The organism is Deinococcus pimensis DSM 21231 (assembly GCF_000519345.1).
GTDB lineage: Bacteria > Deinococcota > Deinococci > Deinococcales > Deinococcaceae > Deinococcus_A > Deinococcus_A pimensis.
In genome coordinates this window covers 38,596-55,223 of record NZ_KI912677.1, presented here as the reverse complement: position 1 = coordinate 55,223, position 16,628 = coordinate 38,596, and the positions used below count along the sequence as shown (strand labels likewise).

The window sequence follows — 16,628 nt, the reverse complement described above, 5'->3', positions numbered from 1 at the left end:
GATGAGGCGAGTGTAGGAACGTCCTCGTTTCAGGAACGTCAACGGGCGACGAAGCCTGAAAAGACCCGTCCGGCCGATCTAGACAATATCGGACAATTCGGTGGGTTCACCGCGGTCGATGCTGGCCAGAACGGCGCGCAGACTGCTCGCGGCCTGATCGGCCCCGACCTCGCGGATGGCGGCGAGGGTGGACCTCTTGGTGAGGTCCGGGGCGAGCGCCTCGACGCTCAACGCGTCGGTCAGCATCTCGTATTCGCGCGCCGTGAGTCGGTCGCCGAGCGCGACCTTGAGCACGTTGCGAACCGAACGGGCGCGCTCGGAGGGCGTCATGGCCTCCCAGGCCTCCTGCTCGGCCACGTCGACGGTGGACACCTCCAGCAGTTTCGGCTGTGCGGACGTGGTGACGCCCGGGTGCCCTTGCTGACCCAGTCGACTGCGGTAATCCTCGGGATTGCGGATGTACGAGACGATGAAGGCAGCCGGACTGCGAATCTTGGCGCCGGTCGTCAGGACCTGCTCGGCCTCGGAGAGGCGTTGCGCGACGAGGTCGTTGCCGTGGGCCTCGATGAGGGACGCGACGATCTTGGGAATGACCTTGTGCTTGTGCAGGCGGGCCGCGAGGTCCGGATTGGTCACCTCGGTATCGCTGGAGAAGGTGTACGTGACCGTCTGGGCCGAGCCCCGTCCATCGTACCGGACGTCGCGCAGGTAACCGGTCCGCAGGAGGTCCTCGTGAGGCTTTTCCAGGGTCCGGCGGATTCGATCCGGCGCGAGGTCGGCCATGCGGCATCGGCGGCCCCACACGACGAGGTTGCACGAGAACCGGTCGAGTTTGAGGTCCGGCTGGGCGGGATTGTGCCGAAGCCCGTCGAGCAGCCGGAAGAGTGCGCGGGCACTGTGTTGGCCAAGGTCACGCAGAACGTCGCCGTTGAGCGGCTTGAGATGCCCCGACCGCAGGCTCAGGGCGATCTGGTTGGAAAGCTCGACCTCGATGATGCTGTCGGCGCTGAGGCCGTCACGGATACTGCTGATGAAGCGGACGTTCTGGAAATGCCGGAAGGTCTCGGTCAGCCACTCCCCAGCCGAGAACCAACCGCGTTGCACCGTGTAGGTGCTGTGCGAGAGCCTCATGAGGCTCTCGCGTAAGGCGCCGTAGTAGCGACCGCTGGTGTCGAGACCACTCGCTCGCAGGATCTGGTAGGCCGTCGCACGGATGCGGTTGCTGGGCGGGCAACCCTGCCAGACGAAGAGGTTCTGGACACCGATGACGAAGTCGGTATCGAGGCCGTGGGGGACACCGTAGTCAGGCGTGCTCTTGCACGAGACGCTGATCTCGCGGTCCTCGTCCACGTAGGAGTCGGACCACGACACCCAGTCCTTGCCGATGCGCTTCTGGATGCTGATCAGTCCGTGCCGGGACAGGTTCAGCTCGTCGAACAGGCTGAGTTGCTCCTTGCTGTCGGTGACCTTGCGCATCCTGTTGTTGAATATATCTGTAGAAAAGAAAAAAAGAAAAAAAAAGAATGTTGTATACCACCACAAGGGAAATGGCGAAAGGCCCTCCTGGAGGGCCTTTCGCCGACCGAATCCACCGAATCGTCCGATAGTTTTGGGCTCGAATCCACCGAATCGTCCGATAGTTTTGGGCCCGAATCCACCGAATCGTCCGATAGTCGTTTCGCGAATCCACCGAATCGTCCGATAGTTTTGGGCCCGAATCCACCGAATCGTCCGTCGGACGATTCGGTGGATTGTAACTTTAGAACGAAAAGCGGAAAAAGACCATCCCAGAGGGCGAAAAGTATGAATTTCCACCGAATCGTCCGATAGTATGAGAAGTCTGAAACCCACCGAATCGTCCGATAGTCGTTCCGCGAATCCACCGAATCGTCCGATAGTTGTGGAAAACCTATTCAGAGAACGTCTGGGACGGGGTTTAGCTGCAGAATCCACCGAATCGTCCGATAGGGGCCGCTGCAGAATCCACCGAATCGTCCGATACACCCCCATTTGGGGGTACGAAACCCACCGAATCGTCCGAATCAAAACCAAACTTCGACGCCTTCCATTATCAAGTTTTGCGGGACCCACAGAGAGTTTCACGCGAGCATCAGCATCGTGCGGAAGGCTGGGGAACGTAGATGAGAACGCAGATGAGAGACCATGAGAGGGCTCTCATCTGCGGCCGGGACCTGTACTTCACCGGGCCGTCTGGGTCCTCAAGCGCTCGATCACCCCTGGATCCTCGAGGGTGCTGGTGTCACCACGGACATCCTCACCCGCCGCGATCTGCCTCAGGACGCGCCGCATGATCTTGCCGCTCCGGGTCTTGGGCAGTGCGTCGGCGAAGCGAATCTCGTCCGGGCGGGCGATGGCGCCGATCTCCCGTACGACGTGTGTCCGCAATTCCTCGGCGGTCGCGGTTTCTCCTGTCTGCAGCAGCACGAACGCCACCACGCATTCGCCCTTCACGTCGTCCGGACGCCCCACCACCGCCGCTTCGGCCACGGCCGGATGGGCCACGAGCGCGCTCTCCACCTCCATCGTGCCAAGACGATGGCCGCTCACGTTGAGGACGTCGTCGATGCGGCCCACCACCGTCACGTAACCGTCCACGTCCCGGCGCGCGCCGTCCCCCGCGAAGTACACCCCGTCGATCTCACCCCAGTAACTGCGGTGGTACCGCTCGTCGTCGCCGTGTACGGTACGCAACATGCTCGGCCAGGGGCGCCGCAGCACCAGCAGGCCGCCCTCGTCCGGGCCGAGTTCCTGTCCGGTGTGATCCACGATGGCGGGCTCTACCCCGAACATCGGCAGGCCCGCCGAACCAGGCTTCATCGCGTGTGCGCCCGGCAGGGTCGTCAGCATGATGCTGCCCGTCTCCGTCTGCCACCACGTGTCCACCACGGGACAGCGCCCACCGCCGATCGTGCGGTGGTACCACACCCATGCCTCCGGATTGATAGGCTCCCCCACGCTGCCGAGCAGGCGCAGGCTCGAGAGGTCGTACTGGGCGGGCAGCTCGTCGCCGGCACGCATGAACGCGCGGATCGCCGTCGGCGCGGTGTACAGGACCGTCACCCCGTGGCGCTGGACAATGCTCCAGTAGCGGCCCCAGTCGGGATGGTTCGGCGCGCCCTCGTACAGCATCACCGTCGCGCCGTTCAGCAGAGGTCCGTACACCACATACGAGTGCCCCGTCACCCAACCGACGTCGGCGGTGCACCAGAACACGTCGTCCTCTCCGAGGTCGAACACGGCCTTCGTGGTGAGGTACGTGCCCACCATGTAGCCGCCCGTGGTGTGCACGACGCCCTTGGGCTTGCCGGTGCTGCCCGACGTGTACAGGATGAACAGCGGCTGCTCCGCGTCGAGCGCGGCGGCCTCGTGCGTGGCGGGCTGCGCGGCGAGCTGCTCGTGCCACCAGAGGTCTCTCCCATCGGTCATGGGGACGTCCTGCCCGGTCCGGCGCACCACGAGTACCTTCTGCACGTCTGGCGCGCCCGTGAGCGCCTCGTCCGCGTTCGCCTTGAGAGGGACCACACTCCCACGGCGCTGGCCGCCGTCGGCCGTGATCAGCACACGACTCCCCGCGTCCTTGATGCGCTCGCACAGCGCGCTCGCACTGAATCCACCAAACACGACGCTGTGCGCCGCGCCGATGCGGGCGCAGGCCAGCATCGCCACGACCGCCTCCGGCACGAGTGGCAGGTAGATCGTGACGCGGTCGCCCGCACGCACGCCGAGGGCTTCCAGCGCGTTCGCGGCCCGACAGACCTCGGCGTGCAGGTCCCGGTAGGTCACGCGGCGCACCTCGCCGTCCTCACCCTCCCAGAGGATCGCGGTGCGGTCCCCACGCGCCTGGAGATGACGATCGAGGGCGTTGTACGCGACGTTCGTCCGCCCGTCCACGAACCAGCGGGCGTGTGGCGGCTGCCAGTCCAGGACGCGCGTCCACGGCGCGAACCAGTGCAACTCGCCCGCGACGTCCGACCAGAAGGTGTCAGGGTCCTCGAGGCTCTGACGGTAGAGGCGCCGGTAGTCGTCGGCGTCGAGGGCCGCGCGGAAACCCTCGGGTGGTGAGATCACTCGCGTCTCGTGTAGAACGTTCTCGATACGGTCGGTCATGGATAATCCTCCTTGGGTGGAGCGAGACAGGAGGGCGGGCGCTGCAACCTGCCCCGGTGGGCGCCGAATTGTGGGTGAGCCCAGTATGCGCCTCACCGCGACGAAAGTCACTGGTTCCTGCCGACGAATCGTCGTGTGGAACGTCGCGGAGGCCGGACGGATGGACGGACGGCACTTCGTCTCCTCACGCTTGATCAGATTTCAGTCAGTTAAGAGAGACGTGAAGTGCGCTTACCCCGATTCTTTCCCGAATCCATCTCGAACATCCTCAAGGGATCGGCGCCTCGGGGATGAGGGACCGCGCGGTGGTGGAGAGGCGCATCAAAAACGTTAATTGCATGCCGTCTGATCCGGCTTGATTTCTGACGCAGCGTCCTACCCTTCGTTAAGCGTTAATCCAACGTCTATGACGCCCCGTGCGGATCCTGATGGTTGTCTGTACAAAAATTAAGCATTTCCCCAGTGCATTCCTGAGAAGCCAGGATTTAGGATGAGCTCGGCAAGACAACTTCACGACCCATTCCGAACCATCGGAAGAATGGGGAAAGGAAACTCATGCGTCAGATCATTAACCCCCGTTTTCCCAAGATCGCCGGACTCCTCGTCACGCTCAGCCTCGGCGTCGTCGCCTGCGGTACCACCGAGACCCCGACCCCCGTCGAACAGAACACCGTGACGGGCATCAATTTCGGTGCCACGGCCTACAGCGTCGAGGTCGGCAAGACCGTCACCATCACCGCCGTCGCGACCGGCACCGGCACCTTCGACAACAAGGTCACCTTCTCGTCCAGCGACCTGACCGTCGCGACCATCAACGCCACCACCGGCGTCGTGACGGCCCTCAAGGCGGGCACCGTCACCATCACCGCCAAGTCCGTGGCGAACGCCAGCATCACGAAGAACGTCACCCTCAACGTCACTGCTCCCGCGGCCCTGACCACCGTCGCGGCGATCAGCTTCCGTGACACCGCGAACACCACGTTGCCGACGGGCTTCACGGGCAACTCCGGCGCGGCCTACAACACCACCACCGGAATCGGCTGGGTCACCGAGGCGAGCGCGGGCACGGCGAACCTCGTTGGCGTCGACTTCACGGGCAACGGGCGCACCCGCACCACCACCGACACCACCGTCCCGACCGAGCAGAAGTCGTTCATCCACATGCAGTACACGGGCGCCAACGCCACCACCAACACGACGCCCGGCGCCTTCGAGTACAAGCTCCCCAACGGAACGTACACCGTGACCGTGAGCGTCGGTGACCTGGACGCCGCGAACTCCAGCGTCCCGTTCGACAGCACGCACTACATCAACGTCGAGGGCAAGCCGTTCATCAGCGCCTTCAAGCCCCAGACCGGCACCCTGTTCAAGACGCAGACCGATACGGTCACCGTCACGGACGGTTCGCTGACCGTCGACGCCAAGGGCGGCACCAACACCAAGCTCAACTACATCATCATCAAGAAGTAACACCGCGACGATCTCGACACCACAGGATCCAGGTGTTTGAACAGAAGGACCGCCGGGATGGGCGGTCCTTCTGTCTGCATCATCACCACTCCATGAGCGGATCGTGAAGTATCCTGGGCCATGCCCTTCATACAACTCGCCCTCCTCGGGTACGGCGTCGCGCTTGCCCTCGTCCCCACCACGCTCGCGGGCGCACTGCTCGTGAGACGGACGCGGGGAGAAGGCTGGGAAGTTCCGCTCGAATGGTCTCCCGAGCTCGAAGGCATCCTCGACCCGCCTCCAGGAACACCCCGCGTCGTGAGGACCACCGAGACCCGCGCGGCAAGGGGAACGCCGGACGAACGCGGCCCCGTCCCCACCTGAACGGGCTCAGCGCGTCACGGGAAGCGCGACGCGCGTCCCCTCGCCCGCGTCGTCCGACAGCACCAGCACCACGGCATCGGGTGACGTGCCGCCCGGTTCGGGCACCGTGATCGTCCACGCCGCGCCCGAAGGTCCCGAAGACAGACCTCGCGAGCCCAGGACGCTCCCATCCGCCCGCTCGACCCGCACCTCCGTCGTCTCCGGACCCGAGCGCCCGGAGACCGTCACGCCCGCCGGCCCGGCGCGCGCCACAAGATCGGCGGCGCCCGGCACCACCCGCCGCGCCTCGTTCCCGGCGGCGTCGAAGCCGTACACCACGTAGGGCGCGTCCTCCAGCAGGACACCGTCACGCACGTACCGCCACGTTCCATCCACGCAGTCCACGGACGCCTCGCGCCGCACCCCCACGAAGACGTCCACGCGGACGACCGACGAAGGGTCGCGGCACACTCCACGCGCGTCGAGGGTGTAGTAGCCCCGCTCGATCAGATCCAGACGGACCGTGGCGGTCAGGATCGGCGCGTCCAGATCCACGCTCACCCCTCCCGGTGCGGGCGCGCCCACACAGGCCCACAGGAACGGCGCCAGCCCCGGCAGGAGCGCCACGAGCGGCGGGCGACGCCGGCTCACGGCGTTCCCCCACCGTCGAGCGTGAAGGTCACGGCGGCCCCCGCCACGGCCTCCACACGCACGAAGGCGCCGCCCGGGCCCACCACGGCGGATGTCCCGTCCGGTCCACTCCCGGGCGCCGCACGCTCGAAGTCCGGTGAGAACACCTCCACGGTCGCGGGTCCGGCGCCCCAGCTCAGGACGCACCCTCCCGAGGACCCGCACGCCCCAGCCGGGACCCGCCACCAACGGGACGCGCCCGCCGTCACCGTCGCCTGGACGCCGGGCGCGACCTCCAGCCGTGTGAGGTCCACCACCGGGAGCTCCACCGGCTCGAACACCGCTCCGTAGAAGTTCGTGAGCGCGGCGCGTACCACCACGCGGTCTCCTGACGCCCCGGAAAGCAGGTCGGCGCCGTCGTACCGCCACGGGACTTCGCCCGTCAGCGCGTCCGGCTCACCCAACGACACGGGAAGCGCCGCGTCCCCCGTCCCGAGCGAGACGGTCACCCCCCGATTCGCGCCGATTCCCTCGTCGGCGGACGGGACCGCCTCGCCGGACACGAACGGTTCCTGCCGGAACACCACCGGACTCGTCACCCCAAGACGTCCGGGCGATCTGCCCGTGAAGGTCTCGTCGGAATACCGACCGTAGAACGTCCGGACGACCTCCCTGAATTCCGCCCGCTCCTCCCCCGTCCTGACCCACGCGCGCGTCGTGACGGTCAGACGGGGCGACTGCAGGACGTACGGCGTCTCGGGCGCGTCCGCGACGGTCGTGACGCTCACACGCGCGCCCAGCGCGGACACCACCTCCTCCTTCGTGCGGGCATCGACGACCAGACCCAGCGTTCCTCCGGCCGTGTAGGAGGGCTCGGCGTAATCGCTCGCGGGGACCCGGTAGCGGCGCCCCCCGACCTCCGGGGTCACGAGGCTCAGCGAGAGGTCGGCCTGCATGCCGGCGCGCAGCGGCGTCTCCCCGTACGTGGACGAGTCGATGCGGATGACCCCCGCGTCTCCCGGGTCGTCGAGCGCGCCGAGGGGTCCGGAAGCGCCACGCGCCGCGCCGGCCTTGACCTGCTGGAGGGCCGTGACCTCCAGCCCGACCTGCCGTGGGTCGGCCAGGGCGTGCAGCACGAGGCTCACCGAGGGATGCGCCAGGTCCACGGGAACCCCCTCGCCTTCCGGGTCGCCCCGAACGCCGTACGCGAGGAAGCCGCCGTCCGGGGCGGTCCTGCCGACCGATTCGAAGCGGTACCGTCCCTCGGGCAGCCGCAGGCGTGTGGTGGGACGCTGGGTGCCGAGCTCCACGTAGGGCGTCCCGCCCGCGTCCGTGACGGTGCCCTCCGGGTCGAACACGAGGGGACGTTCGAGGAGGACGTCCTCGGCCCGGTACACCCTGACCTTCACGTAGGTCACGGGGCTCGCGCCACGCTCGTCGACGGGGAGGCCCAGCGCGGAGGGCCCGCCTGGCCGCGCGCGCAGCGGCGCCGTGACCGTCAGCGTGACGAGCGGCCCCTGCGCGGAGGCGGGTGGCGCGAGCCGGGCGCAGGCACCCAGCGAGAGGGCCGCGCCCAGCAGAAGCAGGGGCATTCGGAAAGGGTGGGCGTATCCGGCGCGCATCGAGTCGAGGTTACGGTAGGGTGGCCCGCCCTCAGGCGGATGAACGCGAGCCTGAGCGATCCTGCGGGGTTCGGCGGTCCGCTCGCCGGGCCGTCACGACCGGCCCCTCGTCGGTGAAGGCCAGGCCGTCCCACGGGGCGGCGGCGCGGTCCACCAGACCGCCGACGCGCGCGTTGAAGGTCGTGAAGGCGTGCCCGAGGTCGAGCAGGTGATCGTGCAGGTCCACCGCCAGGGCCTGCCAGTACGGACGCCGCCACAGGGAGCGTGGCGTGCACAGCGCGGTCATCCCCACCCCGCGAGGAGTGGTCGGCCCCACGAGCGCGCAGGCCAGGAGGGCGCCTCCGGACGTCCAGACGTGCAACTCGGCGTGTCGAACGTGGGTGAGGGCGGCGCGCATGACGTCGCCCTCCTCGGGTGACCGCGGCAGGACGTGTCGAGCGTACGCCCACAACCAGGGAACGAGCAGGGAAAGGTCCTCCTCCCGCGCGAGCCGCCGCTCGCCCGGAACGTCGAGACGGTCAATCCGCGTGTGTCCCGCGCGGCAACGGAACGTGGGCCCGAACGTCCACGCTCCTGCATGGGCCGCCGTGAAGGCCAGCACCGAGTGAGCAGGACCCGTGACGGCATCGACGTCGTCCCACGTGTCCCCGGTGTTCGCGAGCGTCACCGCGGCGGTGGGGCCGATCGAGAGGTGCAGGGTTCCCGCGTCCACGAGCGCGGCCAGCTCGACCTGCCCTCCCGTGGTGACGAGGGCGGCTCGTGTGTCCTTCCCCGCGCGCGCCTGAACGAGCGCCCGGGCGATCGGCTCGGCGTGCAGGGCTTCGCGCGCCATCAGGTGGGGCGCCGCCGCGAGCAACCACGCGCCCGGATCGTCGAAGTGGTGGACTCGCACCCGTCCATCCTAGGGCCGTCGACCATGGAGTGAAGTGGCGGTGTTCCGCCTGCTCGAGCTCATGCCTGAAAACGTGAATTTGGGTCCTCGTGCGAGCGGTGTGGTCCCGCTTCGTTCAAAAGATCGGGATCGTGAAAACCCGAATTCGGGTGAGGCGTGTCGTCCATGGCGGTGGCACGAAAACCCGAAAACGGGAAGACGGGCTTAGACCCTTCGCAGGGACCGCCTTACAGAGAATGCTGGCCTGGACGGGCGAAGGCACGCCCCGCCCGGCGGAGACACCTGATTGACTAAAAACCTGAAAACCTGCGAAGCTGAAAAATTGAAAACGAGTGAACGGGCCTTCAGGATTTCGGGTAGAGTGACGCATGTTCAGAATCGCAGTCGCGAACGAGAAGGGCGGTGTCGGGAAGACCGTCACGGCCGTCACCCTCGCCGCCCTCCTGGCCGACCGGGGGCCCACCCTGCTGGTCGACGCGGACGAAACCACCGAGAGTGCCCGCGAGTGGGCGCACGCCGGAGCCGGAATGAACTTCGAGGTTCTCACGCTTCCGGACTTCGAGACGCTCGAGGACGTGTCCTACTCGTACATCGTCATCGACACGAAGGCCGGCGAGGCGAACGCGGACCTGCTGGCCCTGTCGGAGGCGGTGGACCTCCTCGTCGTGCCGACGAAGCCCGACGCGCTGAGCATGCGCGCGCTCGCGCGGACGCTCGCGCCGCTGGTCGACCGCGGCGTCTCGAACTTCAAGGTGCTGCTCACCGACGTCCCGCCCGCTCCCAGCACGGACGGCCACGAGGCACGGCTCGGCCTGCACGAGCTGGGCGTACCGGTGTTCGCGCGTGATATCCGGCGGGCGAGCGCGTTCAACAAGGCGGCCCTGATGGGCGTCCCCGTGCGGGACGTCCGGGGAGATCAGCGGGCCAAGCTCGCCTGGATGGACTACGAACTCGTCCTGCGCGAGGCGCTCGCATGAAAGGGTCCAGCAAGTTCGGGGGCGCGCTGAGCAAACTGCGCGGCGCGCAGGACCGCGTGGAGGTCGAGGAGGTCGCCGCGGCCACGCCCGCGCGGACCGAGCAGGACGAGCCGCTCGGAGAGCATGCCCGAGAGGACGTCGAGGCAGGATTCGTGAACACAGTGAAACAGGAAAAACAGAATTCAGGAAAACCTGAAAGCGTGAAACCTGAACGGGAGAAGTACTCCACGTACCTCGATCCCGAGCTCATCACCCGCGTGAAGGTGCTCGCGGCGCGCACACGGCGCAAGCACCATCACATCGTGGAGGAGGCGTTGCGCGAGTACCTCGATCGACACGGGGACCTCTGAGGGAGAAGGCGTGAACGAGGAGGCCCGGACGCCGACGGCGTCCGGGCCTCCTCGTTCACGCGGCGAAGCTCAGTCCGAGAGGTAGCTCGCGAGGCCGGAGCGTCCCTCCGGGCCGCCCTGAAGCTTGGTCAGGGCCTTGCGTTCGATCTGACGGACCCGCTCACGGGTCAGACCGAAGTGCTGCCCGACCTCCTCGAGCGTATGCTCGCGGCCATCGAGGAGTCCGTGCCGCATTCGCAGGATGGTCGCCTCGCGCTCGTTGAGGCTCGCCAGCGCCGTTTCGAGTTCCTCGTTCATCAGGGTCCGGTCGGCGTGGTCGGCGGGCGACTCGAACTGCTCGTCGGCGATGAAGTCTCCGAAGAACGTGTCGTTCTCGGCCCCGACGGGCGCTTCGAGCGACATCGGCTCCAGCGCGATCTTCTGGACCTCCTCGACCTTGCCGACGTCCCAGCCGGGGCCCATCGCCTCCGCGATCTCCTCGGGCATCGCCTCGCGCGACAGCTCCTGCTGCAGTTGACGGATGATGCGGTTGGTCTTCTGGATGGTCTCGACCATGTGCACGGGCACGCGGATCGTGCGGGACTGATCGGCGATGGCGCGGTTCACCGACTGACGGATCCACCACGTGGCGTACGTGGAGAACTTGTGGCCGCGGCGGTACTCGTACTTCTCCACGGCGCGCAGCAGGCCATGGTTGCCCTCCTGGATGAGGTCGAGGAGACCCATGCCGCGGTTGTTGTACTTCTTGGCGATGCTGACGACGAGACGCAGGTTCGCCTCGATCAGCCCTCTGCGGGCCTCGTCGGCGTCCTGGACGATCAGCCTGAGCCTGCGGCGGGCGCGGTCGTCGAGGGAGACGTCGGCGTCGAGCTCACGGCGGGCCTCCTCGCCCTGTTCGATCCGGCGCGCGAGGCTGATCTCCTCCTCGACGCTCAGGAGGGGGACCCGGGCAATCTCCGCGAAGTACTGCCGGAGGGGATCGTCGCTGTGGACCGACTGCGCGCCCGAGAAGTCCTGCTCGGCAGCGAGGGACTCCTCGACGTCCGCCTCGTCGAGGTCGAGGGGTTCGTCGAGGTCGAGCGTCTCCTCGGCGTCGGCGTCCTGCGGACGCGCGGCGCGCGCCGCCACGACGCCGGAACGCGCGCCGGCCGGCGCGGCCTTCGTCTTCGTCCTGGATGTGGAGGGACGCGTCCGGGCAGGGGCCTTCACGGTCGGCGTGGCCTGTTCGGATTCGTCGATGGTCACGGGGGGCGCCTTGGGCTCAACGCGGGCGCGCGCCCGTGGAGGGACGCCCGCGGGACGAACCGCGTCGAGGGTGGGCGCCGGGGGTGTCGGTGCGGGTTGGGGAAGGGGCGGGTGGGTCGGGGGCGTGGCCGCGTGCCCGGCCGGGGCCGAGGCACGAACGCGTCGTCGGATGGGTTCGGTCATGGTCGGTGCGTGGTCCTCTGAAGGGAATGTCCCGCCCGGCAGGGCGGGAGGCAACGCTCGAGACCCTGGTCTCGAGCGTGAGCGTCTTCTGGGCGTGTGACCGCCGGGCGCCGTGGGGCGTCGAGGGTCAGGACTGCGCATTGTAGCGGATTCGAGGTGGTCTTTGGGGAGTGCGGGTGACGTCGGTGAGGGTGTGGAACGTACTTCCCGTCGGGTTCCACGCGCTTTATGTGAAGCTATATGTGAATCTCCTTAAAATTTATTCTTTGCCACCACATCTAATTTATCAGCTCTGAAAAAATGCGAAACTGGAAACAAAGAAATAGACATGTGTCGTGAGTTCTTTTTAGAAACGCCTGACCTTACGTTTTTTGTGTTCAGCCTGTTTAGACAACTCATACTTTTTCTGACGCTTCGGCTTAGATTTGTGAGCAGGCAGGACATCCTTCAGAACGGGCACCGCCCTCAGCGCCGATACGGGCGGGCGGTGCCGCCCACCACCCATTGCAGGAGGAACTCATGCTGCGTATCCCGATCCTCGTCACGCTTCAGGCCGCCCTTCTCGCCTCGTTGCTCATGGCCTGCGGTCAACCGCCCGTCCCGAGCACCACCCCCACGCCCGCCGCCGAGACCGCGCAGGGAGACGTGGAAGCCCTCAAGAAGGTCAGGTCGAACGCCACGCCCGGCAGTCTCGACCCCAGCTACGGAGACGGCGGTCAGGTGACCATCACAGGCCAGGGCCGCGCCGTCGCCGTCACACCCGCAGGCGGCGTCTATCTCGCCGACTACACCGCGACGCGCCCCTACGGGACGCCGCCCTCCGACACGCTGGTCCGCAGGCTCAAGCCGAACGGCAAGCCCGACCACGCGTTCGGCCAGGGTGGCACGCTGACCCTGCCCGCCGCCGACGTCGTCACGGTCTACCCCGACGGACGCATCCTGCTCGCCCTGCGCGGTCGGCCCGCGCCCGGCGGGACCGCCTTCGAGTTCCGCCGCTTCCTTCCCGCCGGGCAGCCCGACCCCACCTTCGGTACGGGCGGCGCCTCCACCATCACCGTCGGTGGCGCGCCCAGCACGGTCCTCTCACCCCGTCAGGTCCTGGCGGAGCCGACCGGCGCGCTCACCTTCTTCACGGGCAACGCGATCACGCGCCTCACCCTCCTGGGACGCCGCGACATCGCCTTCGGCACGAACGGCGAGCTGCGCGTGAAGTACCCCTTCGAGGAACCCGCCGCGCCCGCCGCCACGGGCGGCCCCACCACGGGCGTGACGGGCCTCGCGCGTCGCCCCGACGGCTCGTACGCCGTCTACGCGCTCTACAACCCCATCAGCGACACGCCCGACGCCTCGTACACCGCCGTGGACTTCCTGATGGTCTACTCCGCGCAGGGTCAGGTCCTGACCTCGCGCCGCCCGACCGTCGGCGGGCGCTTCGTGTCCGCCTACGGGCTCGACGTGTGGGACGACGGCGCGATCGTGACCTCCTCGAGCGTCTTCCTCGGCGACCTCACGCTGCGCCGCGTATCCCCCGACCTCTCCACGGACCAGTACGTCGTGAAGCCCGGCGGCTTCCCCTCGGACGTCAAGACCCTGCCCGAGGGACGTCTGCTGACCATCACGGTGGGCCTGTTCGACCCCTCGAACCCCACGGGCATCATGAGTCGCCTCGTCCGTTACGACGCGAACGGGCAGCCTGACCTCTCGTTCGGCGACGGCGGCGCCGTCAACCCGAAGTTCTTCGTGGACCGCGTGTTCGTCACGCAGGACGGTCGGCTGATCGTCACGGGTGACGGCGTCGTGGCGCGCTACCTCAACTAGAGGGTCGAGAACGGGGGGAGGCGTGGGGGCGCGTCCCCCGCCTCCCCCTGACGTGTGCGCGGCGTGATTGACACTCCCGGAAGACCCCCCCTAGACTTGACGAACGAATGTTAGGAAGCCCGCCCGCGCGCGGCGAGAGGGCACGAAAGGACCGTGACATGACCACGAGCGCCACCGAAACCACCAGGCTCGCCAGCTACGCCGCCGGACGCTGGACTCCCGGCGAAGGAGAGGGCACCCTCGTCCACGACGCCGTCTACGGTCGCCCGGTCGCCGTCGTCAGCAGCGAGGGCCTCGACTTCGGCGGCGTCGCCCGCTTCGCCCGCGAGACGGGCGGGCACGCCCTGCGCCGCCTCACCTTCCACGAACGCGCCGCGATGCTGCGCGCCCTCGCCACGTACCTCACGGAGCGCAAGGAACTCTTCTACGAGGTGTCCTTCCACACGGGCGCCACCCGCCGCGACGGCTGGGTCGACATCGAGGGCGGCATCGGCACGCTCTTCAGCTACTCCAGCATGGCGCGGCGCGAGCTGCCCAACGAACGTTTCGTCGTGGAGGACGACACCCTGCGCCTCTCGCGCGGCGGCAGCTTCCTCGGGCATCACCTGCTCGTCCCCCGCGAAGGCCTCGCGCTGCACATCAACGCCTTCAACTTCCCCGTGTGGGGCATGCTGGAGAAGTTCGCGCCGAGCTTCATCGCGGGTCTGCCGTGCGTCGTGAAGCCCGCCACGCAGACCGCCTACCTCACCGAGCGGGTCGTGCGCGCCATCGTCGAGTCGGGCATCCTGCCCGAGGGCGCCCTGCAGCTCATCTGTGGCGGCACGGGCGACCTGTTCGACCACCTCGAGGAGCAGGACGTCGTGACCTTCACGGGTTCCGCCGCGACCGCGCGCCGCCTCAAGGTCCACCCGAACCTGCTCGCGCGCTCCGTGCCCTTCAACACCGAGGCCGACTCCCTCAACGCCATCGTGCTCGGCGAGTCCGTCACGCGGGAAGCGCCCGAGTTCGACCTGTTCGTCCGCGAGGTCGCGGGCGAGATGACCAGCAAGGCCGGTCAGAAGTGCACCGCGATCCGCCGCGTCATCGTGCCGCGCGCCCGCGCCGAGGAGGTCGTCGAGGCGCTGCGTGCGCGTCTCGCGGGTGTCACGATGGGCGACCCCGCGCGCGACGACGTGCGCATGGGCCCGCTGGTGAGCACGCACCAGCGCGACGAGACCGTGAAGGTCGTCGAGACGCTGCGCGCCGAGGCGGAGCTCATGCTCGGCGGCGAGCGCGCGGAGCTTCTCGGCGGCGACTGGGAGCGTGGCGGCTTCATGTCGCCCACGGTGCTGTACTGCGACCGCCCGCTCGACGCGACCGCCCCGCACGAGGTGGAGCCCTTTGGTCCGGTCGTGACGGTCATGCCCTACGACGGCGTGAGCGAGGCCGTGGCGCTCGCCCGGCGCGGACGGGGCAGCCTCGTGTCGAGCATCGTCACCCACGACCGCCCCGAGGCGCGCGAGCTGTTCTTCGGCCTCGCGAGCGCGCACGGACGCGTGCAGATCCTCAACCGCGACGACGCGAAGGAAAGCACCGGTCACGGTTCGCCCCTGCCGCAGCTCGTGCACGGCGGTCCGGGCCGCGCGGGTGGGGGAGAGGAGCTCGGTGGCGTGCGCGCCGTGAAGCACTATCTGCAGCGCACCGCCGTGCAGGCCGACCCGGAGACGCTGAGCGTCCTCACGGGCCAGTACGTGCCCGGCATGCCCCTCACGGAGGAGGCGGTCCATCCCTTCCGCAAGAATTTCGACGAGCTGCGGGTCGGCGACTCGATCCTCACGCACCGCCGCACGGTCACCGAGGCGGACATCGTGAACTTCGCGGGCATCTCGGGTGATACCTTCTACGCCCACACCGACGAGATCGCCGCGCGCGACTCCATCTTCGGGAAACGCGTGGCGCACGGGTACTTCCTGGTGTCGGCGGCGGCGGGCCTGTTCGTGAGTCCCGCCCCGGGTCCGGTGCTCGCGAACTACGGTCTGGAGGGGCTGCGCTTCATCGAGCCCGTCGGGATCGGCGACAGCATCCGCGCGCGCCTCACCGTGAAGCGCAAGCAGGTGAAGGAGCCCAGGCCCGACGAGCGGCCCACGGGCGTTGTGGAGTGGGCGGTGGAGATTACCAACCAGCACGACCAGCTCGTCGCGACGTACTCGATCCTGACGCTCGTGGAGCGCGCGAGCGGCTGACCGGACGGCGTGGACGCGAGGAAGCGGGCCTCCGAGGAGGCCCGCTTCCTTCCTGTCGGACGTGGGTTCAGGCGGCCGTGGCGTGGGTGTTCTTGGTCTCGCGTCCGGCGCGCAGCTGCTCCGGGTCGGGGAGGACGCCTTCGAGGTCGGGCGTCCAGCGCAGTTCGGTCTGCCGGAACTCGCCGCGCAGGGCGCGGACGATGGCCGCGCCGAAGAGCACGACGACCAGGACGAGGGCGACAGCACTCGGGATGACGGCGAGCAGCACGGCGATCATGAGCCGATTATGAATCACGTGCTCTTACAGCTTTATGACAGGCTTGATGAACGGCGCGAGGAGCGGGCGGATGGTGCGTTTTACGTGTCCCCGTCCCCCTCGAAGGATCATCTTGAATTTTTCATGAGTGCAAAATGTAAATAATGAACCGCAGAAATCCTCGACTCAGAGAGCTCATTCAAATCGTGGAATTTCTCTCATCCGAGGGTCGACGAAAAACTGGGCTGTACATCGGTCATTTTCAGAACTATGGTCCGACCGGTCGGCGGAAATTAAGCTTAATATGAGTTGAGACAGCAATCGGGTTTTGAAAAACCCTACAGTTCTCATCCAGCTCCATCAGAAGCCAGTTAGATTCTGATCAGGATTAAGCCAGCCTTAAGAGGCTCCTAATCGAAAGGGCAAACCCACCGCGAGGTGGGGACGCACAGCCACGGGACTCCCGAAGTCAGCCGGGCCGCCGAAAGAGGAA

At 67.4% G+C, this 16,628-nt stretch carries 13 protein-coding genes and 1 riboswitch; of the genes, 6 read left to right on the top strand and 7 right to left on the bottom strand.

Annotated features, from left to right (window positions below):
• Window positions 1-78: 78 nt before the first annotated feature.
• Together DEIPI_RS0126125 and acs are read right to left on the bottom strand one after the other, a co-directional pair.
• Window positions 79-1,542 carry a replication initiator protein A gene (locus DEIPI_RS0126125; protein WP_169737225.1) on the bottom strand — a complete coding sequence of 488 codons (1,464 nt, stop codon included), beginning with the start codon at window positions 1,540-1,542 and terminating at the stop codon, window positions 79-81.
• Between the two features lie 657 nt (window positions 1,543-2,199).
• The gene (gene acs / locus DEIPI_RS0126120; protein WP_027483728.1) at window positions 2,200-4,128 is read right to left on the bottom strand and encodes an acetate--CoA ligase; all 1,929 of its coding nucleotides are present in this window, start codon (window positions 4,126-4,128) and stop codon (window positions 2,200-2,202) included.
• A gap of 555 nt (window positions 4,129-4,683) precedes the next feature.
• On the opposite strand from acs, the gene DEIPI_RS36270 reads away from it, so the two are divergent.
• Complete coding sequence (locus tag DEIPI_RS36270) at window positions 4,684-5,598, top strand: Ig-like domain-containing protein (protein WP_052352043.1); 915 nt, start codon at window positions 4,684-4,686, stop codon at window positions 5,596-5,598.
• 120 nt (window positions 5,599-5,718) lie between these two features.
• On the top strand, window positions 5,719-5,961 hold the full coding sequence (locus tag DEIPI_RS0126110) for a hypothetical protein (protein ID WP_027483727.1): 243 nt from the start codon (window positions 5,719-5,721) through the stop codon (window positions 5,959-5,961).
• A gap of 6 nt (window positions 5,962-5,967) precedes the next feature.
• On the opposite strand, the gene DEIPI_RS0126105 is transcribed toward DEIPI_RS0126110, so the two are convergent.
• The 3 genes from DEIPI_RS0126105 to DEIPI_RS0126095 form a co-directional block, all read right to left on the bottom strand.
• Window positions 5,968-6,591 (bottom strand): hypothetical protein, encoded by a 624-nt coding sequence (locus DEIPI_RS0126105; RefSeq protein ID WP_157464121.1) that lies wholly within the window; start codon window positions 6,589-6,591, stop codon window positions 5,968-5,970.
• Window positions 6,588-8,162 carry a hypothetical protein gene (locus tag DEIPI_RS0126100; protein WP_027483725.1) on the bottom strand — a complete coding sequence of 525 codons (1,575 nt, stop codon included), beginning with the start codon at window positions 8,160-8,162 and terminating at the stop codon, window positions 6,588-6,590. The genes DEIPI_RS0126105 and DEIPI_RS0126100 overlap by 4 nt, the downstream gene beginning before the upstream one ends.
• 61 nt (window positions 8,163-8,223) lie before the next feature.
• Window positions 8,224-9,084: a hypothetical protein gene (locus DEIPI_RS0126095; RefSeq protein ID WP_027483724.1), complete on the bottom strand. Its 861-nt coding sequence runs from the start codon at window positions 9,082-9,084 to the stop codon at window positions 8,224-8,226.
• A gap of 368 nt (window positions 9,085-9,452) precedes the next feature.
• Here DEIPI_RS0126095 and DEIPI_RS0126090 point away from each other — a divergent pair, with 368 nt between their 5' ends.
• Window positions 9,453-10,061, top strand: coding sequence for a ParA family protein (locus tag DEIPI_RS0126090; protein WP_027483723.1), 609 nt, complete (start codon window positions 9,453-9,455; stop codon window positions 10,059-10,061).
• The gene (locus DEIPI_RS34820) at window positions 10,058-10,411 is read left to right on the top strand and encodes a CopG family ribbon-helix-helix protein (protein ID WP_045235237.1); all 354 of its coding nucleotides are present in this window, start codon (window positions 10,058-10,060) and stop codon (window positions 10,409-10,411) included. The genes DEIPI_RS0126090 and DEIPI_RS34820 overlap by 4 nt, the downstream gene beginning before the upstream one ends.
• Window positions 10,412-10,480: 69 nt before the next feature.
• On the opposite strand, the gene DEIPI_RS34815 is transcribed toward DEIPI_RS34820, so the two are convergent.
• Window positions 10,481-11,656: a sigma-70 family RNA polymerase sigma factor gene (locus tag DEIPI_RS34815; protein ID WP_342667537.1), complete on the bottom strand. Its 1,176-nt coding sequence runs from the start codon at window positions 11,654-11,656 to the stop codon at window positions 10,481-10,483.
• A 702-nt stretch (window positions 11,657-12,358) separates the two neighbouring features.
• On the opposite strand from DEIPI_RS34815, the gene DEIPI_RS0126075 reads away from it, so the two are divergent.
• Together DEIPI_RS0126075 and paaZ are read left to right on the top strand one after the other, a co-directional pair.
• Window positions 12,359-13,657 carry an NHL repeat-containing protein gene (locus tag DEIPI_RS0126075; protein ID WP_027483722.1) on the top strand — a complete coding sequence of 433 codons (1,299 nt, stop codon included), beginning with the start codon at window positions 12,359-12,361 and terminating at the stop codon, window positions 13,655-13,657.
• Window positions 13,658-13,815: 158 nt separating this feature from the next.
• Window positions 13,816-15,879, top strand: coding sequence for a phenylacetic acid degradation bifunctional protein PaaZ (paaZ, locus tag DEIPI_RS0126070; protein ID WP_027483721.1), 2,064 nt, complete (start codon window positions 13,816-13,818; stop codon window positions 15,877-15,879).
• Window positions 15,880-15,946: 67 nt separating this feature from the next.
• Here paaZ and DEIPI_RS0126065 read toward each other — a convergent pair whose 3' ends face one another.
• Entirely contained in the window at window positions 15,947-16,156 is a 210-nt protein-coding gene (locus DEIPI_RS0126065; protein ID WP_027483720.1) for a hypothetical protein, read from the bottom strand.
• Window positions 16,157-16,546: 390 nt separating this feature from the next.
• Window positions 16,547-16,621: riboswitch (cyclic di-GMP riboswitch) on the top strand.
• The last annotated feature ends 7 nt before the right edge of the window (window positions 16,622-16,628 follow it).

Coding starts and splice junctions, on each gene's coding strand:
- DEIPI_RS34820 (WP_045235237.1), top strand. CDS start 10,058: ATGAAAGGGTCCAGCAAGTTCGGGGGCGCGCTGAGCAAACTGCGCGGC.
- DEIPI_RS0126090 (WP_027483723.1), top strand. CDS start 9,453: ATGTTCAGAATCGCAGTCGCGAACGAGAAGGGCGGTGTCGGGAAGACC.
- DEIPI_RS36270 (WP_052352043.1), top strand. CDS start 4,684: ATGCGTCAGATCATTAACCCCCGTTTTCCCAAGATCGCCGGACTCCTC.
- DEIPI_RS0126075 (WP_027483722.1), top strand. CDS start 12,359: ATGCTGCGTATCCCGATCCTCGTCACGCTTCAGGCCGCCCTTCTCGCC.
- DEIPI_RS0126100 (WP_027483725.1), bottom strand. CDS start 8,162: ATGCCCCTGCTTCTGCTGGGCGCGGCCCTCTCGCTGGGTGCCTGCGCC.
- paaZ (WP_027483721.1), top strand. CDS start 13,816: ATGACCACGAGCGCCACCGAAACCACCAGGCTCGCCAGCTACGCCGCC.
- DEIPI_RS0126065 (WP_027483720.1), bottom strand. CDS start 16,156: ATGATCGCCGTGCTGCTCGCCGTCATCCCGAGTGCTGTCGCCCTCGTC.
- DEIPI_RS0126110 (WP_027483727.1), top strand. CDS start 5,719: ATGCCCTTCATACAACTCGCCCTCCTCGGGTACGGCGTCGCGCTTGCC.
- acs (WP_027483728.1), bottom strand. CDS start 4,128: ATGACCGACCGTATCGAGAACGTTCTACACGAGACGCGAGTGATCTCA.